Source organism: Symbiobacterium ostreiconchae, assembly GCF_055396975.1.
This window is the reverse complement of sequence record NZ_AP042454.1, coordinates 2,789,344-2,813,938: the sequence shown is the minus strand read 5'-3', so window position 1 is coordinate 2,813,938 and position 24,595 is coordinate 2,789,344. Positions and strand designations below refer to the sequence as shown.

Sequence of the window (24,595 nt, the reverse complement as noted above, 5' to 3'; positions counted from 1 at the left end):
AGCTGGTCTTACAGGGGCGGAAACATCCGGGAGCCCCGACGGATGCGCAGCGAGGTGGGGCTCGGATGACGGAGCACGGGACACACGGTGAAGGAGGAATGGAACAGCAGTACCACCGGCGGTGGCGCGGCGGCGGGCTCGGGCGGCTCCTCATGGTCGCCACCGGCGACGTCGACCTGGACGGCGCGCCCGAGATCGTCGCCTGTGCCGGACGGGAACTGAAGGTCTACCGCTGGACGGGGGACACCTACGTCCTCGCGGCGGAGGCCCCGCTGCCCAAGGACGCGCTCTCCCTGGCTGTCGGCCAGGTGGACCCGAGCGGCCCCGGCACCGTGGCGGTGGGCACCCGCGACAACGTCCTGCTGTACGCGCTGACGCCCAGCGGGCTGGTGGCCCTGTGTCAGACCCTGCTCTACCCAAACGCCTACTTCCGCTCGCTCAGCCTCGACGACGTCAACGACGACGGCCGGGCTGAGGTCATCGCCGGCGCCTCCGGGGCGCAGACGATCTACCTCTACCAGGTCATGGCCGTGGGGCGGGAAAGCCGGCTGGAGGAGCTGGGCCGCCTTTACGTGGGCGGGCTGGTGGCCGCGCGGCCGACCCCGGGGGGCGAGCTGGTGGCGGCCACCAAGGACGGCTGGGTGGATGTCTACGTGCCCTGCGCACTCCTGCCCCGGGAGACCCAGACGGTCTACACGGTGCGGCGGGGCGACAGCCTGTGGCGGCTGGCGAAGAAGTTTGCCACCTCGCCCGGGGCCATCGCCAAGGCCAACAAGCTCACGGAGCCCTATCAGCTCACGCCCGGGCAGGTGCTCATCATCCCCGGCCGGCGCAGCCAGAAGGGCGACCCGTGAGCGGCGCGGGGAGCACGACATAGCATGTGGCGCTGGTGACCTGCGGTCACCAGCGCCGTCGCGCGCGGACGGAACCTCAGCCCTGGGGGAAGACCCAGCGGTCGACGGACCGCTCGTAGGAGGGCCCGACCTCGCCGAACCACAGCTTGATCTCCCGCTCGGCGTTCTCGGGGCCGTCGGAGCCGTGGACGACGTTGAACGAAACGTCGCAGGCGAAATCGGCCCGGATCGTGCCCGGCTCGGCGTTGGCCGGGTTGGTCGCTCCCATGGTCTTGCGGATGGTGGCGATGGCGTTGGGCCCCTCCCAGACCATCGCCATGACGGGGCCCGAGGTGATGAACTCGATCAGGTTCGGGAAGAAAGGCTTGTCCTTCAACTCGGCATAGTGCTGCTCCGCCAGTTCCCGCGAGACCCGCATGAGCTTGGCGGCGACCAGCTTCAGGCCGCGCCGCTCAAGCCGGCTGATGACCTCCCCCACCAGGCCCCGCTGGACGCCGTCGGGCTTCACCATGACAAAGCTGCGCTCCATACGCGTCTATACCCCTTTCACGACGTGGGACGCTCCCCAGAAGTTGCCTTAGTGATTGTACCGAAAGGGGGAATCTTTGGCAAGGAGGGCGCAGCGCGCGATCGCAGAATGGCCTGTGCGGCCCCGTGGGCAGACTTGCGAGGGAAAGCGGCGCCGGCCCCGGCAGGACCCGGCGGTGCAGCACGCCGCCCGCGACAGACGGGGCGCCGCCTGTGGCAGCGCCCCGCAGCTGTCCCTGTCGATTATCGCTCGCAGGCGATGGCGTGCTGAGAGAGGATCCGATCCACATCCTTCGGGGGCCAGCCGGCCAGATAGGCGGGCGCTCCGGTCTCGATGTTCTCCCGGATCCGCTTGACCATCGCCTTGGCGCTGATTCCCCTGAGGCTGACGCGCAACATCCTGCGGCCGCTGGCATCGAAGACGGCCACGTGGCCCGCGTCGGACACGTCGATGTAGAACAGCCGGCCCGACGGGCTGCGCACCTCAGTGCGGGTGATCTGCTCCTTCATATCGGCATCCCCCCAATTCAATGTTATTGTCGCAGAAGTTGCCCGCGGTGTGCAAGGTCAGTTTGCCCCGCGGCTGGCAGCAGATGGGAGCCGCCCTTCCATTTGGACAACCCTCGGGAGGTACCGCCGTGTCACACCTCGATGCAGCCCGGTTTCAGATGGCCTACTCGCTTTTCTTTCACATGATCTTTGCCGCCCTCGGGGTCGGCATGCCGGCCCTGCTGGCCGCGGCGGAGCTCCTCCGGCTGCGCACCGGGGACAGGGGGTACGAAAGCCTGGCCAGGACGTGGGCGCGGGCCACCGCTGTGCTCTTCGCGATCGGCGCCGTGAGCGGGACCGGCATCGCCTTCGAGCTGGGCCTGCTCTGGCCCGAGTTCATGCACTTCGCCGGCAGCACGGTCGGCCCGGCCTTCACGCTGGAAGGCTACGCGTTCTTCACCGAGGCGATCTTCATCGGCCTGTACCTCTACGGCCGGGAGCGGATGCACCCCGTCGCCCACGCCCTCACCGCCGTCGCGGTGGCGGTGAGCGGCGCCGCCTCTTCGTTCCTGGTGACGGCGGCCAACGCCTGGATGCAGAACCCGGTCGGCATCGACACGCTCCGGACCCAGCCTGAGGCGCTCAGCCCCTGGGTCGTCTTCACCAACCCCCACTGGCCCGTCATGGCCGTCCATTCGACCCTGGCGTGCTACGCCGCCACCGGCTTTGCCGTGGCCGGGGTGTACGCCTGGGGCATGCTGCGCGGGCGCACCGACGCGCTGCGGCAGAAGGCGCTCCGGATCGCCATGGCCATGGGGCTGCTGGCGGCCGTGACGATGCCTTTCACCGGCGACCTGTCGGCCAAGGTCGTCGCGCGGCACCAGCCGGAGAAGCTGGCGGCCATGGAGGCGCTGTTCGTCACCCGCACCCGGGCGCCGCTGCTGATCGGCGGGCTGCCGGATCCCGCTACAGGGCGGGTGTGCTGCGCCCTGGAGGTGCCGGGGCTGCTCTCTTACCTGGCCCACGGCAGCTTCGAGGCGGAGGTGATGGGGCTCGACCAGGTCCCCCGGGAAGAGTGGCCCAACCTGCCGCTGGTCCATCTCTCGTTTCAGCTCATGGTGGGCGCGGGCATGGGCATGGTTCTGGTGGGCCTATACTATGCCTGGGTCCGCTGGCGCAGGCCCGAACAGCTGGCGCAGAACCGGCGGCTCCTCTGGCTGCTGGTGATCGCATCGCCGCTGGGGTACCTGGCGCTGGAAGCGGGATGGATCGTGGCCGAGGTCGGGCGGCAGCCCTGGACCATCTGGAAGGCGATGCTGACCGCGGATGCCGTGACCCCGTCGGGAAACATGGCGCTTTCGATGGCGGGGTTCTCAGCACTTTACGCGGGCCTTGCGGTGGCCCTGGTCCTGCTGCTTTCCCGCCTGCGCCACGAGTGACCGGAGGAGGTGACCGAGCGCCATGCAGACCTGGCTGGGACTGGACCCCGTGGTGGCCGCGGCAGGGGTGATGCTGCTGGCCCTCATGGCCTATGCGGTGCTGGGCGGCGCCGACTTCGGAGGCGGCATCTGGGACCTGCTGGCGGCGGGCCCCCGGCAGGATGAACACCGGAAGGCCATTGCCCGGGCGATGGGGCCGGTGTGGGAGGCCAATCACGTCTGGCTGATCTTCGTCATCGTGATCCTCTTCACGGTGTTTCCCACCGGTTACCGCGCCCTGGGGATCGCCTTCTTCGGTCTGTTCCACCTGGTGTTGATCGGCATCGTCCTCCGGGGCGCGGCGTTTGCCTTCCGGGCCGGCGCATCCTCCGACTCCCGGCAGTGGCGGCTCTGGAGCCCCGTCTTCGGGGCATCCTCGGCGGTTACCCCCTTCCTCCTGGGCCTGGCGGCCGCGGCGGTCTCCGGCGGCGGGATCCGGGTCGGGCCGGGCGGAGCCGTCCGGGTGGACGCCAGCCGCACGTGGTTCAGCCCGGCCGCGCTGCTGACGGGCCTGCTGACCACCGCGATGTGCGCCTACCTGGCGGCGGTGTTCCTGACGGTGGAGACCCGCGGCGAGGTGCAGGAGGACTTCCGCCGCCGCACCCTGTGGTCGGGCGCCGTCCTGGCGGTCCTGGCGGCCGCACTGCTGGCCCTCCTGCCGCCATCGATGCCGCACCTCTGGGCGCACCTGACCCGGCCATCCTCCGGGCCGCTGCTCCTGGCGGGCGCTGGGCTGGCAGGGCTTTCGGCCGCAGCCGTCTACACGCGCCGATACCTGTCGGCCCGGGTCCTGGCCGTGGGCCAGGTGGTGGTGCTCCTGACCGGCTGGGCCCTCGGTCAGTGGCCCTATCTCCTCTATCCCGACATCACGTTCCACGCCGCCGCCGCCCCCGGGCCGTCCGCGCTGTTCCTGCTGCAGACCCTGCCTTACGGCCTGCTGGTCCTGCTCCCTTCCCTCTGGCTGCTCTTCCGGGTCTTCAAGGCCGCGGTGAGGTAGGGTCCAGGCCCGAACAGGCCCCTGGTTACTTGGGGCCAGCGCTCCGGTGCAGCCGTGCCGCAGGTGGGGACGGCCGGAGCCTTTTCGGACCGGTGCGGATGGGTAGTGTTCGCCGCCCTGAGCGTAGCGGATAATGGTGGCTGAGGAGGTGTGATCCATGGATATTTCCACTCGTGTGCAGCAACTGGAGCCCGAACTCGTCAAGATGCGGCGCGACCTTCACGCGCACGCGGAGAGCGGCTGGACGGAGTTCCGCACCGCCACCCTGGTGGTCGAACGCCTGACCGCGCTGGGCTACGAGGTCAAGTACGGTCCCGAGGTCCACAACCCGGAGCACATGGCAGGCCTGCCCTCGCGGGCCGACCTGGACCGGCACCTGGAGCGTGCCATCGCCCAGGGCGCGAACCCGGAGATCGCACGCAAGATGGCCGGCGGGTACACCGGCGTCGTCGGCATCCTGCGCTGCGGCGAGGGTCCCACGATCGCCCTGCGCTTCGATATGGACGCCCTGGACATCACGGAGAGCACGGATGCCGACCACAGACCCCAGCAGGAAGGCTTCGCCTCGAAGAACGCAGGCGCCATGCACGCGTGCGGCCACGACGGCCACACGGCGATCGGGCTGGGGGTGGCGACCCTGCTCGCGGAGATGAAGGATCAGCTGCGCGGCACGATCAAGCTGCTCTTCCAGCCGGCTGAGGAGGGCGTCCGCGGCGCCCGGGCGATGGTGGAGGCCGGCGTCTGTGACGACGTGGACTACCTGCTGGGCGCCCACCTGGGCTTCAGCGCAAGAGAGGTCGGCACCATCATCACGGGGGCCGGCGGCTTCCTGGCCACGTCGAAGATGGACGCCATCTTCACCGGTGTTCCCTCCCACGCGGGCGCGGCGCCCGAGGCCGGCCGCAACGCCCTGCTGGCCGCGGCTGCGGCGGCCCTCAACCTGCACGCCATCGCGCGCCACTCGGCCGGCGCGTCCCGCATCAACGTCGGCGTCCTGCAGGCCGGGTCCGGGCGCAATGTCACGCCCGCCCAGGCCATCATGAAGCTGGAGACGCGCGGGGAGACGACAGAGATCGACGCCTACATGAAGGAGAACGCCGAGCGGATCATCCGGGCGGCGGCCGACATGTACGACGTGAAGGTCGAGATCAAGCCCATGGGAAGCGCCGCCGGCGGCACCAGCGACCCGGAGCTGGCCGAGATCATCGGGCAGGCCGCGGCCGAGACCGCCGGGGTCACCAAGATTCAGCCCACCGGCGATCTCGGCGGCAGTGAGGACTTCGCCTGGATGATGGACCGGGTGCAGAAGCGGGGCGGCAAGGCCGCGTACATGATGATCGGCAGCAAGATCGCTGCCCCGCACCACGACTCCCGGTTCGACTTCGACGAAAGGGCGCTGCCCATCGGTGTCGAGCTGATGGCCCGGACGGTGCTGCGGCTCGCCCGCGCTTAGCCCCGGGGCTCAGGCGGCGCACCCCCGCCCACCGTGCCGGGGGCGCCGCCTTCTGGGGCATCCACATTTGGGAGGAGGCCGTGCGGCGGACCGGTGCCTGTGTGCCAGGAACTCTGACGGCCCAAAGGACCAGGGAACCTGCGACAGGTCCAGCCGTATGCCTCATTCAGAGTCTAGCCGACCACTTGCTACACTTACGGCAAGGTGCAACGTTCGCTTGCCCTCGCAGGTGGAATTTCGGGGAAGAGGTGACCGCTGTTGAGCGAACGCAGCCGCATTGTCGATACCTTTCTCACGCTGGTGACGACGGACACGCAGACCCGCAAGGAAGGCCGCATGGCCGACCTGCTCCAGGCGCGTCTGGAGGCGATGGGCTTCACCGTACAGCGCGACAACGCCGGGGAGCGCATCGGCGGCGAAACGGGCAACCTCATCGCCAAGCGCAAGGGCAACCGCGGGAGCGCGCCGCTCTGCCTCTGCGCCCACATGGACCGGGTCTCCCCCGGCATCGGCATCAAGCCGCAGATCAAGGACGGCGTGATCACCAGCGACGGCACCACGATCCTGGGCGCAGACGACGCCGCGGGGCTGGCCGCCATTCTGGAGGGCATCCAGCGGGCGATCGAACAGGGCGTGGACATGCCTGACCTCGAGGTGGTGTTCACCATCGCCGAGGAGGGCGGCCTGAACGGCTCCAAGAACATGGACTTTTCGCTGCTGACGGCCCGGGAGGCGTACATCATCGACTCGTCGACGCCTGTCGGCACGATCATCACCAAGGCGCCGGCCCAGACCAAGGTCACCTACAAGGTGATCGGCAAGGCCGCCCACGGCGGCGTCGAGCCCGAGAAGGGCATCAGCGCCCTCGTGGTTGCGGCCCATGCCCTGACCCGCATGAAGCTCGGCCGCATCGACGAGGAGACCACGGCCAACCTGGGCCTCGCGCAGGGCGGCTCCGCCACCAACATCGTCATGGAAACCTTTGAGATGCGGGGCGACGTGCGCTCGCTGGTCACCGAGAAGATGGAGGCGCAGATCCGCCACATGACCGAGGTCTTTGAGCGCACCGCCGCCGAGTTCGGCGCCCGGGTGGAGGCCGACATCCAGTTCGCTTACGGCCCGGTCAACCTCGGCGAGAATGACATCGTCGTGCAGCGGGCTTCGGCGGCCATCCGCCGGGCGGGGCTGACCCCCTCGCTGCGGGCGACAGGCGGCGGCAGCGACGCGAACGTGTTCAATACCCGGGGCGTCATGGCCTGCAACCTGGGCACCGGGTACCGCGGGGCGCACAGCCTCCAGGAGCGCATCGAGATCGCAGAGCTGGAGCGCATCGGCGATGTGGTCTTTGCGCTGATCCAGGAGTACGCTTCGGCCTGAGGTGGAAGGTGATCACGGCGAGGGCCGGTCTTGCCTTGCCGATCACATAGTCCCGACGCAGCAAAGGAGTGTGGTGCACGCATGCTGCCATGGATTGGAGTCCTCATCGTCATCCTGACCATCTACGCGATCCTGAAGAAGTACGAAACCCGGATGGTCCTGTTCACTGCCGGCCTCGTGATGGCGATCATCTCCCTGCAGCCGATGAAGGCGTTCGCCCAGTTCCAGACTTCCATGACCAACGCGGGCCTGATCAGCGCGATCTGTTCGGTGATGGGCTTCGCCTACGTCATGAAGCTGACCAAGTGTGACCAGCACCTGGTGCACGCCGTGGCCAACACGGTCTCCAAGGCCCGGGCCATCCTGATCCCGGCGACCACCATGGCCACCTGGCTGATCAACATCGCCCTGCCCAGCGCCGCCGGCTGTAGCGCGGCCGTGGGTGCGGTCATGATCCCCGTCCTGATGGCCGCGGGCGTCCACCCGGCCGTGGCCGCCGCCGCCGTCCTGGCAGGCACCTTCGGCTCCGTCCTGAGCCCGGGCAGCGCCCACATCAACATGGTGGCCGAGATGTCGGGCCGTTCGGTGGTCGAGACCATCGCCGTCGTCACCCCCGCCGCCGTCGTATGCGGTCTCATCGGCGCGATCGTCCTGACGATCCTGGCCTTCATCCGCAAGGAGGACCGCGGTCACAAGTCCGACGTCCTGGCCGGCTCGGAGCAGTTCCGGCCCAATCCCCTCTACGCCATCGTTCCGATCATCCCCCTGGTGCTGCTGATCCTGGGCGCCACTGTTCCGGCCATGAAGAGCTGGGGCCTGACGGTGCCGGCGTGTATGGTGATCGGCGCCATGATCGCCCTGGCGGTCACCCGGACCAACCCCGCCGAACTCACCAAGTCGTTCTTTGACGGCATGGGCAAGGCGTACGCCGACGTCATCGGCATCATCATCGCCGCCGGCGTCTTCGCAGCCGGCCTCACCCAGGTGGGTCTGATCGACCTGCTGCTGGACGCCGCCACCGGCGCCAAGGGCGCGATCGGCGCCGCCGGCACGTGGGGTCCGATGCTCGTCGCCATCCTCAGCGGTTCCGGCGACGCCGCCACCATCGCCTTCAACGAGGCGGTCACGCCGCACGCAGCCACCTTCGGCCTCACGATCGAGCGGCTCGGCACCCTCGCCTCCCTCGCCGGCGCGCTCGGCCGCTCCATGAGCCCCGTGGCGGGCGCCGCGATCATCGTGTCCGGCATCGCCAACGTCAACCCGATGGAGGTTGCCAAGCGCAACGCGCCCGGCATGATCATCGCCAGCATCGTGGCCTTCATCATGCAGGGCATCTAAAGCGATCCGCCGTACGCGCGGCGGGGTCCTGCGCACCGGCCGCAGGACCCCGCCGGTCTATCACTGCCCAGAGGAGGAGTCTCCCGTGCCTGTTCAGCCTGCACGTATCGAGCGAGACCTGAACGCCTTCGCGGCCTTCGGCAAGTCCGGCCCCACCGCCGTCACCCGGCTGGCCCTGACGCCGGAGGACCGCGCGGCGCGGGCCCACTTTATTGCGCTCTGCCGCGCCGAGGGCCTTGAGGTGCGCATTGACCGCTTCGGAAACATCGCCGCCGTCCTGGGCGAGTGGGACCGGCCCGCCCTGCTCATGGGTTCCCACCTGGACAGCGTGCCCAACGCGGGCCGCTTCGACGGCGTGGTCGGCGTGGTCGCCGCGCTGGAGGTCATCCGGGCGCTGAAGGAGGACGGCCAACTGCCGCGGGTGCCGGTCGGGGTCGTCAACTTCACGTCGGAAGAGTCCTCCCGCTGGGGGCGGGCCACGCTGGGCTCGAAGGCCCTGGCGGGCGTGATCCCCGAGGATGAGCTGATGGCCTACGCAGACCGCGACGGCATCACCTTCGGCCAGGCCTTGCAGGAGAACGCCGGGTACGATCTTGTCGACGGTCCCCGGGACTTCGGTCCCATTGCCGGCTTCTTCGAGATGCACATCGAACAGGGGCCCGAGCTGCTCTACGCCGAAAAGCCGGTCGGCGTGGTCAGCCACATCGCGGCGCCCTCCCGCTACAAGGTGTTCGTCAAGGGCACGGCCGCCCATTCCGGCGCAACCCTGATGGGCCGGCGGAAGGACGGCCTCGTGGCCGCCTCAGAGCTCGTGCTGGGGCTGGAGCGTCTTGCCAAGGAGGTCGGCGACGCGGTGGTGGCCACGGCGACGATCTTCAGCGTGAAGCCGGTCTCCATCAACGTCATCCCCGGCGAGGTGGAGCTGGGGGTCGATATCCGCGGCATCGAGAAGGAGAGCATCGGCCGGGTCACCGACGGCTTCCGGAAGCTGGTGGCGGACGTGTCGGCCAGGCGGGGGATCGAGATCGAGATCGAGACCCTCTCCGAGGAAGCGCCGGTCACGCTGGACGCCGGCATGGTGGAACGGCTCTGCCAGGCGTGCGAGCAGAAGGGCATTCCCTACCTGCGCACCGTGAGCCGCGCGGGGCACGACGCCATGTACGTGGCCCGCATCGCGCCGACGGCAATGCTCTTCGTCCCCAGCAAGGACGGCCTGAGCCACAACCCCGCGGAATTCACGTCGCTGGAGGAGATCGCGCTGGGGACCGAGGTGCTGGCGGAAGCCGTGCGCTCGTTCCGCTAGTCCCTCTCCCCTTTCACGAGCCATCACCCCTGTGGGCTGAGCACCGCCCGCCCGGCGGCGCTCAGCCCACCTGCGTCACAGCGCGGCGCATGTTGCGTCTTGCGGCCGACCGTAGAGGCCCGCGGTCCGGCGCGCGGCGGTCCGGCCGGATCAAACCGGCCGGACCGCAAGGTTTTCCGCTCAAATGCTACCGCTCGTAGAAGGGCGGCGGCTCGATGCCCAGCATGCGCAGGTAGGTGTAGCCCTGCCCCCGGTGGTGGATCTCGTTCTCCAGGGCGTAGATGAAACGGCTCAGGTTGGTCTGCGGCGTGGGGTCGAAGAAGGGGTCGCTCTCCTCCGCCAGCAGCCGCTCCACGGTGATCTTCGGCCACAGCTCAAGCGTCCGCCTGCGCACGGCGGCGCAGGCATCCAGCAGCGCCTGCTTGGTGTTCAGCCCCTTGTGGGGATTGAAGACCCACTCCCCCGTGGCCACCCCGCGCACGTATCCGTCCTCGATGTCCAGGATCTCCTTCACCATGTCGGCGAAGGGCCTCATCGCTTCAGCGGCCTTGAAGCGGAACAGCGCTTCCTCGGGAAACGCCTCGATCGTGCGGAGGGTCAGCCGGCGGTTGCCCTCCATCATCTCCAGCAGGGACGCGGGCGTGAGCAGTTCGCCCATGTGATCCACCTCCCAGCACTTGGGCGCGTCCTCGCGCCGCCGGGAAGATTTCCACATCTGCCGCCCGCAATCCTCCGTCCGGGTACGCCTGCGCCCCGGCGGCAACACCGGCCTCCCGGTCCGCGCCGCGCCCCCGCAGCGGCCGCGCGCAAAGGCGGCGGCGTCCCACGGGGGGACCCGCCGCCTGCGATGTGCGGTTACTCGATGATCGGCTCCAGATCGCCCAGCTGGAACTTGTCGTGGACCGCCCGCACGGCCTCCATGGCCCGGGAAGCGCGCACCAGGCAGGAGATCTTGATCTCGGAGCCGGTGATCAGCTCGATGTTGATGTCCTTCTCGGCCAGCGCCTCGAACATCTTCGCCGCGACGCCGTAGTTGGAGGCGACGCCGGAGCCCACGATGGACACCTTCGCCACGTCCGTATCGTACACGACCCGGGCGCCGGGGAACTCCGGCAGGATCCGGTTGCAGACCTCCAGTGCGGTGTCGAGATCGTCGCGGGCACAGGTGAAGGAGATGTCCGCGGTGGGTCCGTTGCCACAGCCGGTGCCGGCCGACTGCACGATCATGTCGAGGTTGATGCGGGCGTCGCCCAGCGCCTTGAACGCCTTGAAGGCCACACCAGGCTTGTCGGGCAGTCCCAGCAGCGTGATGTGGGCCACCTTGGAATCGAGCGCCACGCCCGAGACGATGCGGTTGTTCCGCGGGCTCAACTTCGCCACCACCTTCGTGCCCCGCTCTTCGCCGCCCTCATCGGGCAGCGGGGCGAGGGAACTGAGTACTTCAAACTCCACCCCGTACTGCTTGGCCAGCTCCACGGAGCGCAGCTGCATCACCTGTGCGCCCGCCGCGGCCAGCTCCAGGATCTCGTCGTACGAGATCTCGTCCAGCCGCCTGGCCGTCGGCACCAGGCGGGGATCGGCCGAGTAGACGCCGTCGACGTCCGTGAAGATCTGACACTCGTCTGCGTTCAGATAGGCCGCCAGGGCGATGGCCGAGGCGTCGGACCCGCCCCGCCCCAGCGTCGTGATGTCGCCGTGTTCGTCGAGGCCCTGGAAGCCGGCGACGATGACCACCTTGCCCTCGGCCAGCTCACGCCGGATGCGGGTGGTATCGATGTTCTTGATCTTCGCGGCCCGATGGTGATCGTCGGTCTGAAAGCCAGCCTGGGGGCCCGTAAGCGAGACTGCCTGCACCCCCAGCTCGTGCAGGGCCATGGTGAGCAGCGCAATGGAGATCTGCTCGCCGGTGGCCAGCAGCACGTCCATCTCCCTGGCCGACGGCCGGTCCGTGATGGCCCGTGCGCGTTCGATGAGCTCATCCGTCATGTCTCCCGGGGCGCTGACCACGACGACCATGTCATTTCCCTGCTTCTTCTTCCAGGCGATGCGCCTGGCCACCCGGCGGTACTTTTCGGGTGTGGCGACCGAAGAGCCGCCAAACTTCTGCACGACAATACCCAAGAGCGCCCCTCCTCTTCTGACGACTCGCGTGTGATTCCGAGGTCAGGGGCTAGTGAGGTGGGCTCCGCGCTGCACTCGAGTGGTCAGAACAGCCTGTTTGCCTGCTTTCCCCGAGTTGTCCATGGATCCCACCTCCTCTGTATCAGGTGCAGGTATAATGTCCTTAATTATACACCTGTCCCCCGTGACCGTCTACGGCTGAAGGGTGGGTTCTTCCTCCAACTCCCGCAGGAAACGGCCGATCGGCTCCTCAATCAGATGGAAGTCCACCAGGAAGGCGTCGTGGCCCCAGGGGGAATCCATCTCCAGGTACTCCGCCCGCCCGCCGGCCGCCTGCACCAGCGCGACGGTCTCCCGCTGCAGGTACGTCGGAAAGAGCAGGTCCGAGCGGATGCCCACCGCCAGCACCCTGGCCCGGATGCGCCTGTGGGCCTCCTCGTAGGAGCCCCGGCCCCGGCCGAGGTCCATCAGGTCCATCGCCCGCGTGAGGTAGAGATACGAGTTGGCGTCGAACCGCTCCACCAGCTTCTGCCCCTGATGGTGCAGGTACGACTCGACCTGGTAGGCGACCGCGAATCCCTGCTGCAGCGGGTCTGCTCCGCTCCGCATGTCCCGGCCGAACTGCGCCCACATCGACTCGTCGGAGCGGTAGGTGATCATGCCCAGCATCCGGGCCGTGGCCAACCCCCGGACGGGCCCCGGCGTGCCGTAGTACTGCCCGCCCCGGAAGTCGGGGTCGTTCAGGATCGCCTGCCGCTGCACCTCGTTGAAGGCGATGCCCTGCGGGTGGAACCGGCCCGCCCCGCCGATGGGGATAATGCCCCGCATCCGGTCGGGGTATGTGGCAGCCCACTCCAGCGCCTGCATGGCCCCCAGCGACCCGCCGACCACGGCCAGCAGCCGCCGCACGCCGAGCAGGTCCAGCAGCCGGGCCTGCGCCCGCACCATGTCACGGACCGTGACGATCGGGAAGTCCAGGCCATACGGTCGTCCGGTTTCGGGGTTGACGGACGAGGGGCCCGTCGACCCCTGGCAGCCGCCCAGGACGTTGCTGCAGATCACGCAGTACCGGTCCGTGTCCAGGGCCTTGCCCGGCCCCACCGCGTCGTCCCACCACCCCGGCTTGGGGTCGTCCGGCCGGTAGCGGCCGGCGACGTGGCTGTCCCCGGTCAGGGCGTGACAGACCAGAATGGCGTTGTCCCCCTCCGGGTTCAGCCGGCCGAACACCTCGTAACACAGGGTCACATCGGTCAGGGTCTGCCCGCTCTCCAGAATCAGCGGGAACTCCGGCGTCGCCACCCGCGCGTACTGCCGCCGCGACAGCAAGGTCGGAACCGGTGCCGCGTTCACGCCCCCACCCCCTCGATTTCACTCACCTCTATGGATGCCTCAGGGCTCGCCATGCCCGGTGCAACGCCGGTCGATCGCCCCACGACTCGCACGCCGGCGGCAGAGGTCTGGGCCAAGTCCGGCTGACAGCGGCGGCAGAGGCCGAACCAGGAAGGCCGCCCCCGATAAGGGAGCGGCCTGCAATGCACGAATCTCTCCGTCCGTCCGCTCTCTTATCTTCCGGCGGCCAGCTGCCGCCGGTGGAATTGGCACCTTCAGACGCCGCCGAGCGTCCTGGGTTGCCGGGTTTCATCGGGCCAGTTCCCTCCACCTCTCTGGATAAGAGCCCGCCGGAAGCACCCTTCCGGTGGGATGCATGCGGTATGCAGTTGTGGCAGCTTTGGCACCGATACTACCACGGCGCCAGGACCTCTGTCAATATTTCCTCCTGCGGAAGTGACGTGCGTCACGTAAGATTCCGGCTTCATGGGTATCATTGGCCACAGCGACCCGACAAAGGTGGTGTGAGCGCATGACCCTGAAGGAAGTCGACGTGCGGCCTCTTCCGCCCGCGCAGCGGCACCCGCTCATCTTCCAGACTTTCGCGTCCCTGGCCCCCGGCGAGGCGATGCGGCTCGTCAACGACCACGATCCGAAGCCGCTGTACTACCAGTTCGCCGCGGAACTCACCGGTCAGTTCGACTGGGAGTACGAGGAGCAGGGGCCCGCGGTCTGGAAGGTGCGGATCACGAAAAAGTAGCAGGCCTGCGTGGAAACCGGCGGGAGGGGGGCTGCGCCCCCCTCCCGGCTTAGATGATGATGCAGATCAGCCCGCCGGAGCCCTCGTTGATGATCCGGCTGAGCGTCTCCTGGAGCTTGAACTGTGCGTCCTCGGGCATGCGGTGGAGCTTCGCCCGGATGCCCTCCTGCACCAGCTCGTGCAGCGACTTGCCGAAGATGTCGAACTCCCAGAGCTGGCGCGGGTCGTCCTCGAACCGCTCCAGCAGGTACTGCACCAGCTCCTCGCCCTGCTTGGCCGTGCCGATGATCGGCGTGACCTCGGCCGAGATGTCGGCCCGGATGAAGTGCAGGCTGGGCGCCGTGGCCTGCAGCTTGACGCCGTACATGATGCCCTGCCGCACCAGCTCGGGCTCCTCGAAGGTGATGTCCTCGATGGCCGGCGTGACGACGCCGTATCCGGTGGCCTTCACCTCCTCCAGGGCGTCCTTGATCTTGTCGTACTCCCGCTTGGCCTGGGCGTACTCCCGGAGGAGCCGGACCATGGTGTGCTTGCCCTCCAGCGGCACGCCGGTGATCTCCTCCAGCACCTGATAGTAGAGATCGTCCCGGGCCTCGGTCTGCACGTGGGCGACGCCGGATCCCATGTCGATCGACTGCAGGTTGACGGCGGCCATGAACTCGTACGAGCTCAGGCGTTCCACCGCCGCGTCGACGTCCCGGATCTTCTGGATGCCCTGCAGCGCCTCGGCGATGGCCTCTTCAAACTGCACACGGACCGGGTGGGCGCTGTCCAGCTCCTCCACCCACCGCGGCAGGGCGATGTTGGCCTCCCGGACCGGGAACTCAAAGAGCGCCTGTTCCAGGATGAGGTGCACGTCATCCTGGCTCAGCTCGCTGGCGTCCACAGGGATGACCGGGGCGTTGTACTTGACCTCCAGTTCACCGGCCAGCTCCATCGTCTCCTGGGCGTACGGCCGGGTGGTGTTCAGCACGATGACAAACGGCTTCCCCAGGGCCTGCAGCTCGGACACGACGCGCTCCTCGGCCTCGATGTACTTGCCCCGGGCCAGGTCGGTGATCGTGCCGTCGGTCGTCACCAGCAGACCGATGGTGGAGTGCTCTGCGATGACCTTCCGGGTGCCGATCTCCGCGGCGTCGTGGAAGGGGATCTCGCCCTCGAACCACGGCGTGCGCACCATGCGGGGCGAGCCGTCCTCGGCCTGGTAACCCAGCGCGCCCTCCACCGCGTAGCCCACCGAGTCGACCAGCCGCACGCGCACCGTCAGCCCCTCGCCCAGCGTGATCTCGATCGCCTCGTCGGGCACGAACTTGGGCTCCACCGTCATGATGGTCCGGCCGTTCCCGGACTGCGGCAGCTCGTCGCGGATGCGGGCCTGCTCGTACTCATCCTCGATGTTGGGCAGAATCACCTGCTCGGCAAGTCGGCGGATGAAGGTGGACTTTCCGGTCCGGACCGGGCCCACCACACCGATGTAGATGTCCCCTCCGGTCCGCCTCGCGACGTCCTCAAAGATGTCAATCCTCTCCACTCCAGCACCCTCCCTAGGTCGCCGCGACGCCAGCGGCCGCCCTTTCGCCGCGGCATGAGTTCTCAGAATGTGGCTCGGGTCCCGTGTCCTACCGCTAATGCTATGAGGGGTCCGGGGAGGGTATGTCTACCAGCCCATCATCCGGTAGAGTCCAAGCAGGGTGAGCAGAACGCCGTGCAGGGCGGTCCAGCGGCCGTGCAGGCGCAGCGGCAGGTGCCGCGCCAGGAGGGCGCCTGCGGTCAGCAGCGTGAACGAGGCCGCTGCGGCCGCGAGCGGCAGGCCCACCGGGGAGAAACCGGTCATCGCCGCGCCCAGCCCCGCGGCCACCGAATCGAGCGCCAGGGCCACCCCCAGCAGCACCGCCTCAGCCGGGTTAATGTGCCCGGAGCGGTCCAGGTCCGCCGCAGAGGGCTCCCGCAGGATCTCCACCACAATCCCCACGGAGCCGAACCGGAGCCGCCAGACTCTGTGCACCGCCGCGGGAGCCCGCCGCCCGGGCGGTGCGCCGGGCCGCGCCCGGAGCGTCTGCGCCGTGATCCAGAGGCCGGTGAGGGCCAGGATGGCGGCGCCGACCCGCTGCGCCACCCCCGGCGGGAGGCGTGCAGCCAGGAGCGCGCCGGCCCCCATGGCCGTAGCCAGCAGAAGGCCCGTCGCCAGGCTGACGATGGCGGCCGCACCCCAGGGGACGCGGATGCCCCGCAGGCCGTAGAGCAGGCCGACCATCAGCGCGTCCAGGCTGAGCGCGGCGGCCAGAAGCACCAGTGAGACGGAATCCAAGTCCCGCGCACCCCCTCGGAACCGGGTCTGAGGGCATCCTACGCCGGGCGGGGGAGCGGGGTGCGTAAGGCCCCCGGCAGGGAGCCGGCCGGGCACGGGAAAGGCCTGCGGCAGGACGGATCCTGCTGCAGGCCTTCATGTCTTCGCTTCGGGCGGCTCCAGCTTCGCCTCCGCCACCTCTTCCAGTTCGTGCGCCCGGGGCCGGGCCATCAGCTGCTTCATCGCGGAAAGAGGCGGCAGATCCTCGTAGAGCACCCGGTAGATGGCTTCGGTGATGGGCATGCGCACGCCGAGCCGGCGGGCGAGCTGCCGGGCGGCTCGGGTGGTGACGACACCCTCCACCGTCAGACCCGTTTCAGCCAGGAACGCGGCGATGGACTGCCCCCGCCCGATGGCCAGCCCGGCCCGCCGGTTGCGGGAGCTGTCGCCCGTGCAGGACAGCACCAGGTCCCCCATGCCCGAGAGCCCGGCGAAGGTCAGGGGGTTGGCCCCCATCGCCCGGCCGAGCCGGGCCATCTCCACCAGGCCCCGGGTGATCAGCGCCGCACGGGCGTTGTCGCCCATCCCCAGCCCGTCGGAGATGCCGGCGCCCAGGGCGATGACGTTCTTCAGCGCCCCGGCCAGCTCCACACCGACCAGGTCGGGATTGGTGTAGATGCGGAACCGGTCGGTGATCAGGATCTCCTGTACCCGGTCGGCCAGGGCCAGGTCGGGGCAGGCGGCCACCGCCCCCGTGGGCAGTCCGGCCGCCACCTCGTGTGCAAAACTGGGTCCCGAGAGTGCGACGACGCGCGCCGCGTGCCCGGGCAGCTCTTCCCCCACCACCTGGTGGACCAGCAGGTGCGTCTCCGGTTCGATCGACTTGGTGACGGTCACCACGATGGCGTCCGGGCGGAGGTGCGGGCGCACGAGCCGGCAGACGGCCCGCAGCCCGGCGCTGGACGGACTCAGGATGACCAGGTCGGCGCCCTTCACCGCGGCCTCCGGCGTATCGCAGGCCGCGACGTTCTCCGGCAGCCGCAGACCGGGCAGGGCCGGATGGCCCCGGTCCCAGTTCCGAGCCCAGCCCGGCGCGCGGCGCCAGAGCCTGACCCGGTTGCCGCCCGCCGACGCGGGCACGGCCAGCGCCGTTCCCCAGGCGCCGGCCGGCAGGATGCCAATCTCTACGGACACCGACGACCCGCCCCCTCGCTTACGCCCGTGGCTAAAATCCGCATCTCTACTCCGCGCGCGGCCGCGCCCTGGCCCCCAGCCGGTTCTCCGTGCCGGCCGCGATGCGCTTCATGTTCTCCCAGTGGCGGACGTAGATCACCACGGCGAGGGCGACCACCAGCGCGCGGTGCGGCAGCGGCGTGCTGGTCAGGAACAGCTGCAGGACCACCACCGCCGTGGCGGTGAGCGATCCCAGCGACACCCAGCGGGTGGGGACGACGGCCAGGGCGCCGGCGACGATGCCGATGAGCACCGCCAGCGGATAGTGCAGCAGCATCACGCCGCCGCTGGTGGCTACGCTCTTGCCCCCGCGGAACCGCAGCCACACCGGGTACGAATGGCCCAGGGAAGCCAGCAGCCCGGCGGCGGCGAACCCCCATTCGCCGGCCCAGCGCTGTCCCAGGTAGGCCGCCAGCAGCCCCTTGCCGATGTCGCAGATGACGGTGAACAGCGCGGCGCACGGGCCCAGCGTGCGCAGCACGTTGGTGCCGCCGGTGGCGCCGCTGCCGTAGCGGCGCACGTCGATGCCCCGCAGCTTGCCCATCAGAAAGCCGACGGGAATCGACCCCAGTAAGTAGCCCACAATCGCGACAGTGACCAGCTCCGCCACGGCCCGCCTCCTCCTTCTCCTGACCCGGCGCGGATGGGTCCGGAATCGGGTCAGCGATCACTAATTCGCCGTCCGTGGGGTTATTCCTGGTGCTAAGATGAGGTTCTATACGCAGGATTCACGCAGGCGCGCATTCCCTACTCGGTGGAGCGCTTGCGCGCGGCACGGCGGATCTCCCGCGTCTCGCCGCCGGCCAGCACCCGCCGCACGCGCACGGCCCGCTCGGTGAGCTTCACCTTCTCCCGCGTGCGGAAGTAGAGGTTGATCGGCGTGCCCTCAAACCGGTAGGTCTGGCGCAGCTGGTTCTCCAGGTACCGCTGGTAGGAGAAGTGGACCAGTTCGCTGTCATTCACGAAGAAGACGAACCCCGGCGGGCTCACGTGCGGCTGGGTGGCGAAGAAGATCTTCAGCCGGCGCCCCTTGTCCGAGGGGGGCGGGTTCAGCATGACGGCCTCCCGCACCACGTCATTGAGCTCCCGGGTGGGAATGCGCCGGGCGTGGTTCTCCGCGGCCTCCTTGATCAGCGGCAGCAGCCGGTGCACGCGGGCGCGGGTCTTGGCGGAGACGAAGTGGATCATCGCGTAGTCCATGAACGCCAGGCGCTGCCGGACCTCCTCGGTCATCTTCGCCATGGTCCGGTCGTCCTTCTCGATCAGGTCCCACTTGTTGACCACAACGATGCAGGCCTTGCCGTTTTCGTGGGCATAGCCGGCGATGCGCTGATCCTGTTCCGTCACGCCGTCCTGGGCGTCGATGACCATGAGCACCACCTGCGCCCGCTCCACGGCCCGCAGCGCGCGCAGGACCGAGTACCGCTCGACCGGCTGGTCGACCTTCGCCCGGCGCCGCATGCCGGCGGTGTCGATCAGCAGGAAGCGGTCCTCGCCCCGCTCCACCAGCACGTCAATCGCATCCCGGGTGGTGCCGGGGACGTCGGAGACGATCACCCGCTCCTCGCCCAGGATGGCGTTGACCAGCGAGGACTTGCCCACGTTGGGGCGGCCGATCACCGCCACGCGGATGGGGCCGTCCTCCTCCGGCTCGGGCTCCGGAAGCTCGGGAAGGGCCGCGACCACGGCGTCCAGCAGGTCGCCGGTGCCCAGCCCGTGCTCGGCCGAAACGGTGATCAGCGGCTCCAGCCCCAGCGACCAGAACTCCAGCGCCTCGTCCTCGCGCTTGAGGTTCTCCACCTTGTTCACCGCGACGACCACCGGCTTGCGGACCCGGCGCAGCCGCTCGGCCACCTCCAGGTCGGGGGCCGTCACGCCGTCGGTCACGTCCACCACGAAGATGATGGCGTCCGCCTCCCGGATGGCCAGTTCGGCCTGGCGGGTGACGTGCGCCTCAATCGTGTCGCCTTCCTTGTCCAGCTGAATGCCGCCCGTGTCCACCAGGGTCAGCGCGCGGCCGTTCCACTCCGTGTCCGCGTAAAGCCGGTCGCGGGTCACCCCTGGCTGATCCTCCACGATGGCCTGCCGGCTCTGGGTGAGCCGGTTGAACAGCGTCGACTTGCCCACGTTGGGCCTTCCCACGATGGCTACGATGGGTTTCATTGACTCTTTCCTCCTGTCTCTCCCACCCTGCACATTATCCAGGATCGCCCAATCGCGGTCAAGACGTGGGCAGATTCGGCCCCGCGGCCGTCCGGGACTCCACCGCGCCGAGCTGGAGCAGCTCCGTCAGGCCCAGAGCCAGCACGCCCGCGACCAGGGCCGTGCCGTGGAATCCCCCGCCGCCCATGCGGTACACGATGTCCGGGTGGTGTGCGGCCACGAAGTGCACGTAATGGTACACGTCGGCACCCAGGGAGCCCCACACGGCCGCCGCGAAGGCCGCAGCGCGCGTGTGGCCGATGACACAGCCCAGCGTGCCCGCGACCGCCGCGTACAGGTACTGCGCGTCCAGGTAGAAGAGGTTCAGTTCGGTGGGCAGGCCCGGCGGGAACCAGAGGCTGATCAGGGCCAGGCTCGCCGCGGCGGTGGCCGCCCCGCCGACGGCCAGCACCGGCTCCCACCATCGCCGCATGGCCTTCAGCAGGTAGAGCGACAGGCCGAGGGGCACCAGTCCCGTGCCCAGGTTGAGCGTCAGCCGGGGCGCCAGGTCCAGCTCCACCGGTGACCCGGCCAGCATGGCGGCGAGAACGATCAGCGCGCCGCGCACGCTGAGGCCCGTGCGGCGCAGCGGAGCCTCCAGGAAGCCGGCGGCGGCCAGCACCGTCAGGAGAACCAGCAGAATCGGACCCACGGGCATCACGCGGCGAACCCTCCCGGCCAGGCAAGCCCCCAGCAAAGACTGGCGGGCTTTCCATATTCATTGCGTTAGCTTTGGCCGGGGCTGGCCTCGCTATACAGAACCCGCCGACCGACAGCCGCCGGCGCGGGGCATAATCGCCACGGGGTTCTGCCAACCTATGGCTGTCATCACCCTGTGGGAGGGTCCCGCACGATGCAACTCGACACAGCGGCATGGGTCTACCTGGTGGCCGTGGGACTTCACCTCCTCTTCTTCCTTCTTTTCCTGCGCCTGTTCTGGTGGAAACGTTACGCCGACACTCGCTATTGGAAGCGGCGCCCGACGCTCTCGCTGGAGCGGCTCACCGCCCGGGCCCGCGCGCTGGGGCAGCCCCTGCCCCGCTTCTCCCTCATCGTGCCGGCCCGCAACGAGGCCGACGTCATCGAGCGCACCGTCGATCACCTGGCTGCGCTCACCTACCCGGCGCACCTGTACGAGGTGCTGGTGGTGACCGACGAGAAGGAGGCGCTGGCCGCGGAGCAGAACCGCGCGGCCGCGGTGGCCGCGGCCGCCCGGGCACTGCGCAGCGGGACCGAACCGCCCGGCCCCGAGACCCGGGCCGGCGGCCTCATCATGGCGCTCGTGGCCGCGATGGCGCTCGAGGGGATCAGCGAGGTCTCCCGGCGGCTGGGGCCCAACGAGGGGCTGCGGTACCTGAGGCGCATCCCGGCGCCGCTGCTCCGGCCCCTCATCTGGGATGCCGCCTGCCGGCTGCTTCGAAAGCGCGCGCGGGGGACGGAGCACCAGTTGATCCGGTCGCTCCGGAACCGGCTCCCCGGCCTGGGGCCGGAGCCCCTGCAGCGCGCCTACGCCGCGCTGCTCTCTCTGGCCATTCCCTGTGCGGTCGCCTTTGCCTCCCTCCGCGGCGAGGACGGGGCCGCGCTGGGCCGCCGCCTGGCGACGCTGGCCGCCCAGGCCCACCATTCGCTGACGCGGGAGCTCATCCAGTCGCTCTGCGCCGCGCTCGCGGCCCACCTGACCGGCCGGCTGGAGGCGCTGGCGGAGGATCCCGGCCTGGAGGAGCGGCTGGCGGCGGCGTACCGGGAGGTCTACCCCACCACCCAGGACATCATGGAGCGGAAGGTGGTCGAGTACCGCCGGCGGAGGGGCGCTCCGCCGGTTCGGCACGTGGTGGTGCCCCCGGACTTCGACGGCGAGCTGGGCGGCCGCTGCCTGGGGGTGACGGTGCCCTCCACCAAGGGCCGCGCCCTCAACTGGGCCCTGGGATTCATCGACGGCCGGTCGACCTGGTGCGGCTTCTACGACGCCGAAAGCCGCCCGGACCGGCGGGTGCTGCTCTATCTGGCGCACCGGGTGCTGGAGGCGCGGGCGACCGGCGCACCGCTCCCCCGCATCTTCCAGGGGCCCGTGTTCCAGGTCCGCAACTGGTACGACATGGGGGCCTTCTGCAAGCTCGCCTCCCTCTTCACGGCGCTCAGCCACGAGTGGCACCTGCCGGTGGTCTACCGCACGATTCCCTTCGTCGGCGGCACCAACGTCTTCGTCGAGACGAAGCTGCTGTTTCAGATCGGCGGCTTCGACTCCTCTACCCTGACCGAGGACCTGGAACTCGGCACCCGGGCCTGGCTGAAGGCCCGGGCTTGGCCGGAATACCTGCCGTATCCCTCCAGTGAACAGACGCCGCCGACGTTCATGGGCTTCTTCCGGCAGCGGCTGCGGTGGGCCAGCGGCCACATCCAGGTGATGCGCAAGATCAGAGCCGAGGGCAGCGGCTCGCCCGAGGCCCGGCGGCTGCTCCGGTCGCTCTGGTTCAAGGGCCAGGGGCAGTGGATCTTCTACCAGGCAGCCACCCTGGTGCCCCTGACCGTGCTGGTGCTGTGGGCGCTGGGGCTGGTCGATCCCACCGTCCTGCCGCCGGCCTGGCGCTACGGCCTGCACATGGTCTCCACCGTGTACATCGGCTTCGCCATCTACATCTTCCTGCGCTACATGCGCTACGTCGACCCGGCCAGCCGGCCGATGATGTGGCTCGGCCAGCTGGGCGCCGTGGGGCAGATTCTCGTGCTGCCCCTGGCCGGCTTTCTCTTCCCCGTGCCCTACTTCAGCGCCATGGTGCTGTCCGCTGTAGGCAAGGGGCCGAGCCACTGGGTGAAAACGCCGCGTACGAGGGAGTGATGCGGGTGCGCAGAACCGGACTCCGGCCCGCGGGCGTGCGGACCCAGGCTGCGGCCCGCACGCCCGCGGCTGTTCGCCGGCGCCTGATGCTCTTTCTCCTCTCCCTTCCGCTGCTGGCGGCCTGCTCCGCACGGCCGCTGCCGGTGCGGCCCGCCCAGGCGGTGGAGGCCGCCCTGGGGCACCCGGAGGTTGCGGCCTGGTACGAGGCCCATTCCGCCCCCCGGGTGCTGGAGGGGCTGAACCCCGCCGCGGCCCGGGGCCTGCAGCGCTTCCGGCCTGACGCCCTGGTCGACCTGGCCCCCGAAGGGCTGGTCGTGCGGTTCACATCGGCGCTGGGGCCTTCCCCCCGCCGGGTGGACGTGCTGATCGACCAGGACGACGGCCGCGTGCTGGCGGTACGGCTGGGCGGCGTGGGCTGGCGGGGCTGGCGCTAGCCCCTTTCCCCGCCACGGCGGTGCTGCAGGAACCACTGGTACAGCTCGGGATCGGCGTAGGTCGGCGTCCAGGCGTCGTGGGCGACCCCGGGGTAGACCGTGAACCGGACTTCCGCGCCCACCGCCTGCAGGGCGGCGACCATCTGCGCCGACATGGCGACAGGCACCTTGTCGTCCAGCTCCCCGTGGAAGACCCAGAAGGGCAGCCGGGCGTGCTCCGGCCGCACGACCAGCGGATTGCCCCAGCCGCATACCGGCGCGGCGGCCGCGAAGCGGTGCGGGGTCGCCAGGGCCAGGGCGGCCGCGCCATAAACCAGGAGCGGCACGGGCAGGACCAGCCACCGCAAGCGGAGACGGCCCCGCTACCCCTTCCTTTCCTGCAGACCGTTCCGCTCGGCATCCGGGCGTTCCATCGGAATTTTCCCTCCCTGAGAGAAGACGCCGGGGGAGGGCTTACGGTTCCGACCGGCTGGCCAGCGCGGCCAGGTCCACACCCCGCAGGCGGCACCACTCGCCCGCGAAGCCCGTCACGACCACGGGCACATGGTGCATCGCCGCCACGCTGCGCGCGCCCGCCAGCAGCATCGCGGTCCGCAGATCGGCCAGCAGCTGCCTGAGGTACGCCCTGACCCCTTCTGCGCCCTCCCGCCGCTGCCGCAGCAGGACCGGCCCGGCCACCGCCACGGCCCGCGCCCCCAGCGCCAGCGCCTTGGCCGCCTCCGAGCCGTAACGGATGCCGCCGCTGGCCACCAGGTCCAGGCCCGGCAGCCCGAGCGCCGCCACCTCGGCCAGCGCGCAGACGGTGGGGATGCCCCAGTGCTCCAGCCCGGGGTCCGCCTCGGCGATGGCGGCCCTGCGGTCCTCAATCCAGGCGAAGTTCGTCCCGCTGCGCCCGGAGACGTCGATCGCGCGCACCCCGGCCTGGTGCAGCAGGAGGGCCGTCTCGCGCGACAAGCCGAAGCCGCACTCCTTGACGATCACCGGCACCGGCAGTTCCTCGGCGATGCGGGCGATGGCCTCCAGCCGCCCGCGGAAGTCCCGGTCGCCCTCGGGCATGCGCAGTTCCTGCGGGGCGTTGAGGTGGAGCTGAAGCAGGTCCGCCTCCACCATCTCCACCGCGGCCCGTGCCTGCTCCACCGTGGCGTCGCTTCCCAGGTTGGCCAGGATGATGCCTCTTGGATTGACCCTGCGCACCACCCGGTAGCTCTCCACCACATCGGGATCCCGCAGGCCGGCCGTCTGCGAGCCCACGGCCAGGGCGACCCCCAGGTCGGCCGCGGCCTCGGCGAGGTCGCGGTTGATCGCTGTCACGCCCGCCGCGCCGCCGGTCATCGCGTTGATCAGCACCGGCTGCTGCAGGGCGACGCCGGCGACCGAGGTGCGGAGATCGATCTCGTCCAGCGCCAGCTCCGGGAGGCTCTGATTCACCAGGTGCACGTCCTCCCATCCCGCGCCGGCCCGGTGCGGACCGGCGGCCGCAGCCTGCTCGTGCCAGGCGGCGGCCAGGGTCACGTGGTCCAGCTTGCGCTGCTGTCTCGTGTGCTGCTGCTCGCTCATCTCAGCTCCTCCAGCCATG

23 protein-coding genes and 1 riboswitch are annotated in these 24,595 nt (G+C 69.6%); of the genes, 10 read left to right on the top strand and 13 right to left on the bottom strand.

Annotation, left to right across the window (positions count from 1 at the left end; genetic code table 11):
- Window positions 1-98: 98 nt before the first annotated feature.
- Window positions 99-854 (top strand): LysM peptidoglycan-binding domain-containing protein, encoded by a 756-nt coding sequence (locus tag ACZ5UM_RS13615; RefSeq protein WP_464844842.1) that lies wholly within the window; start codon window positions 99-101, stop codon window positions 852-854.
- Between the two features lie 76 nt (window positions 855-930).
- Here the strand turns inward: ACZ5UM_RS13615 and ndk are convergent, their stop codons facing one another.
- Both ndk and ACZ5UM_RS13605 read right to left on the bottom strand, forming a co-directional pair.
- A complete protein-coding gene (gene ndk, locus ACZ5UM_RS13610; RefSeq protein WP_464844841.1) occupies window positions 931-1,383 on the bottom strand; it encodes a nucleoside-diphosphate kinase in 453 nt (150 codons plus the stop codon).
- Window positions 1,384-1,625: 242 nt separating this feature from the next.
- Complete coding sequence (locus tag ACZ5UM_RS13605; protein ID WP_464844840.1) at window positions 1,626-1,892, bottom strand: hypothetical protein; 267 nt, start codon at window positions 1,890-1,892, stop codon at window positions 1,626-1,628.
- A gap of 128 nt (window positions 1,893-2,020) precedes the next feature.
- Between ACZ5UM_RS13605 and ACZ5UM_RS13600 the strand changes: the two genes are divergently transcribed.
- From ACZ5UM_RS13600 to ACZ5UM_RS13575, 6 genes are all read left to right on the top strand, one after another.
- The gene (locus ACZ5UM_RS13600) at window positions 2,021-3,310 is read left to right on the top strand and encodes a cytochrome ubiquinol oxidase subunit I (protein ID WP_464844839.1); all 1,290 of its coding nucleotides are present in this window, start codon (window positions 2,021-2,023) and stop codon (window positions 3,308-3,310) included.
- A 22-nt stretch (window positions 3,311-3,332) separates the two neighbouring features.
- Window positions 3,333-4,346 carry a cytochrome d ubiquinol oxidase subunit II gene (locus ACZ5UM_RS13595; RefSeq protein WP_464844838.1) on the top strand — a complete coding sequence of 338 codons (1,014 nt, stop codon included), beginning with the start codon at window positions 3,333-3,335 and terminating at the stop codon, window positions 4,344-4,346.
- A 157-nt stretch (window positions 4,347-4,503) separates the two neighbouring features.
- On the top strand, window positions 4,504-5,799 hold the full coding sequence (locus ACZ5UM_RS13590) for an amidohydrolase (protein ID WP_464844837.1): 1,296 nt from the start codon (window positions 4,504-4,506) through the stop codon (window positions 5,797-5,799).
- A gap of 258 nt (window positions 5,800-6,057) precedes the next feature.
- Window positions 6,058-7,176 (top strand): M20/M25/M40 family metallo-hydrolase, encoded by a 1,119-nt coding sequence (locus ACZ5UM_RS13585; protein WP_464844836.1) that lies wholly within the window; start codon window positions 6,058-6,060, stop codon window positions 7,174-7,176.
- 81 nt (window positions 7,177-7,257) lie between these two features.
- Complete coding sequence (gene dcuC, locus ACZ5UM_RS13580; RefSeq protein WP_464844835.1) at window positions 7,258-8,514, top strand: C4-dicarboxylate transporter DcuC; 1,257 nt, start codon at window positions 7,258-7,260, stop codon at window positions 8,512-8,514.
- 85 nt (window positions 8,515-8,599) lie between these two features.
- Window positions 8,600-9,817, top strand: a complete 1,218-nt coding sequence (locus ACZ5UM_RS13575) for a M20 family metallo-hydrolase (protein ID WP_464844834.1) — start codon at window positions 8,600-8,602, stop codon at window positions 9,815-9,817.
- A 187-nt stretch (window positions 9,818-10,004) separates the two neighbouring features.
- On the opposite strand, the gene ACZ5UM_RS13570 is transcribed toward ACZ5UM_RS13575, so the two are convergent.
- The 3 genes from ACZ5UM_RS13570 to metX all read right to left on the bottom strand — a co-directional run bounded on the left by ACZ5UM_RS13570 (window position 10,005) and on the right by metX (window position 13,288).
- Window positions 10,005-10,475 carry a DinB family protein gene (locus ACZ5UM_RS13570; RefSeq protein WP_464844833.1) on the bottom strand — a complete coding sequence of 157 codons (471 nt, stop codon included), beginning with the start codon at window positions 10,473-10,475 and terminating at the stop codon, window positions 10,005-10,007.
- A 197-nt stretch (window positions 10,476-10,672) separates the two neighbouring features.
- The gene (locus ACZ5UM_RS13565; RefSeq protein WP_464844832.1) at window positions 10,673-11,938 is read right to left on the bottom strand and encodes an aspartate kinase; all 1,266 of its coding nucleotides are present in this window, start codon (window positions 11,936-11,938) and stop codon (window positions 10,673-10,675) included.
- 192 nt (window positions 11,939-12,130) lie between these two features.
- Entirely contained in the window at window positions 12,131-13,288 is a 1,158-nt protein-coding gene (gene metX / locus ACZ5UM_RS13560) for a homoserine O-acetyltransferase MetX (protein WP_464844831.1), read from the bottom strand.
- Window positions 13,289-13,497: 209 nt separating this feature from the next.
- Window positions 13,498-13,613: riboswitch (SAM riboswitch) on the bottom strand.
- Window positions 13,614-13,799: 186 nt separating this feature from the next.
- Between metX and ACZ5UM_RS13555 the strand changes: the two genes are divergently transcribed.
- Entirely contained in the window at window positions 13,800-14,027 is a 228-nt protein-coding gene (locus tag ACZ5UM_RS13555; RefSeq protein ID WP_464844830.1) for a DUF2249 domain-containing protein, read from the top strand.
- 49 nt (window positions 14,028-14,076) lie between these two features.
- On the opposite strand, the gene spoIVA is transcribed toward ACZ5UM_RS13555, so the two are convergent.
- The 6 genes from spoIVA to ACZ5UM_RS13525 form a co-directional block, all read right to left on the bottom strand.
- Window positions 14,077-15,558 (bottom strand): stage IV sporulation protein A, encoded by a 1,482-nt coding sequence (spoIVA, locus tag ACZ5UM_RS13550; protein WP_464844829.1) that lies wholly within the window; start codon window positions 15,556-15,558, stop codon window positions 14,077-14,079.
- Between the two features lie 126 nt (window positions 15,559-15,684).
- Complete coding sequence (ytaF, locus tag ACZ5UM_RS13545; protein WP_464844828.1) at window positions 15,685-16,335, bottom strand: sporulation membrane protein YtaF; 651 nt, start codon at window positions 16,333-16,335, stop codon at window positions 15,685-15,687.
- A gap of 135 nt (window positions 16,336-16,470) precedes the next feature.
- Complete coding sequence (locus tag ACZ5UM_RS13540) at window positions 16,471-17,508, bottom strand: NAD(P)H-dependent glycerol-3-phosphate dehydrogenase (RefSeq protein ID WP_464844827.1); 1,038 nt, start codon at window positions 17,506-17,508, stop codon at window positions 16,471-16,473.
- 46 nt (window positions 17,509-17,554) lie between these two features.
- The gene (gene plsY, locus ACZ5UM_RS13535; RefSeq protein WP_464844826.1) at window positions 17,555-18,157 is read right to left on the bottom strand and encodes a glycerol-3-phosphate 1-O-acyltransferase PlsY; all 603 of its coding nucleotides are present in this window, start codon (window positions 18,155-18,157) and stop codon (window positions 17,555-17,557) included.
- Between the two features lie 137 nt (window positions 18,158-18,294).
- Window positions 18,295-19,710 (bottom strand): ribosome biogenesis GTPase Der, encoded by a 1,416-nt coding sequence (gene der / locus ACZ5UM_RS13530; RefSeq protein WP_464844825.1) that lies wholly within the window; start codon window positions 19,708-19,710, stop codon window positions 18,295-18,297.
- A 58-nt stretch (window positions 19,711-19,768) separates the two neighbouring features.
- Complete coding sequence (locus ACZ5UM_RS13525) at window positions 19,769-20,410, bottom strand: hypothetical protein (protein ID WP_464844824.1); 642 nt, start codon at window positions 20,408-20,410, stop codon at window positions 19,769-19,771.
- Between the two features lie 192 nt (window positions 20,411-20,602).
- Here ACZ5UM_RS13525 and ACZ5UM_RS13520 point away from each other — a divergent pair, with 192 nt between their 5' ends.
- Together ACZ5UM_RS13520 and ACZ5UM_RS13515 are read left to right on the top strand one after the other, a co-directional pair.
- Entirely contained in the window at window positions 20,603-22,585 is a 1,983-nt protein-coding gene (locus ACZ5UM_RS13520) for a glycosyltransferase family 2 protein (RefSeq protein ID WP_464844823.1), read from the top strand.
- Window positions 22,586-22,590: 5 nt separating this feature from the next.
- Window positions 22,591-23,019 carry a hypothetical protein gene (locus tag ACZ5UM_RS13515; protein ID WP_464844822.1) on the top strand — a complete coding sequence of 143 codons (429 nt, stop codon included), beginning with the start codon at window positions 22,591-22,593 and terminating at the stop codon, window positions 23,017-23,019.
- On the opposite strand, the gene ACZ5UM_RS13510 is transcribed toward ACZ5UM_RS13515, so the two are convergent.
- A complete protein-coding gene (locus ACZ5UM_RS13510; protein WP_464844821.1) occupies window positions 23,016-23,366 on the bottom strand; it encodes a carboxylesterase family protein in 351 nt (116 codons plus the stop codon). The two genes, ACZ5UM_RS13515 and ACZ5UM_RS13510, sit on opposite strands and share 4 nt — an antisense overlap.
- A gap of 106 nt (window positions 23,367-23,472) precedes the next feature.
- Window positions 23,473-24,576, bottom strand: a complete 1,104-nt coding sequence (gene fni, locus ACZ5UM_RS13505; protein WP_464844820.1) for a type 2 isopentenyl-diphosphate Delta-isomerase — start codon at window positions 24,574-24,576, stop codon at window positions 23,473-23,475.
- Window positions 24,577-24,595 lie beyond the last annotated feature (19 nt).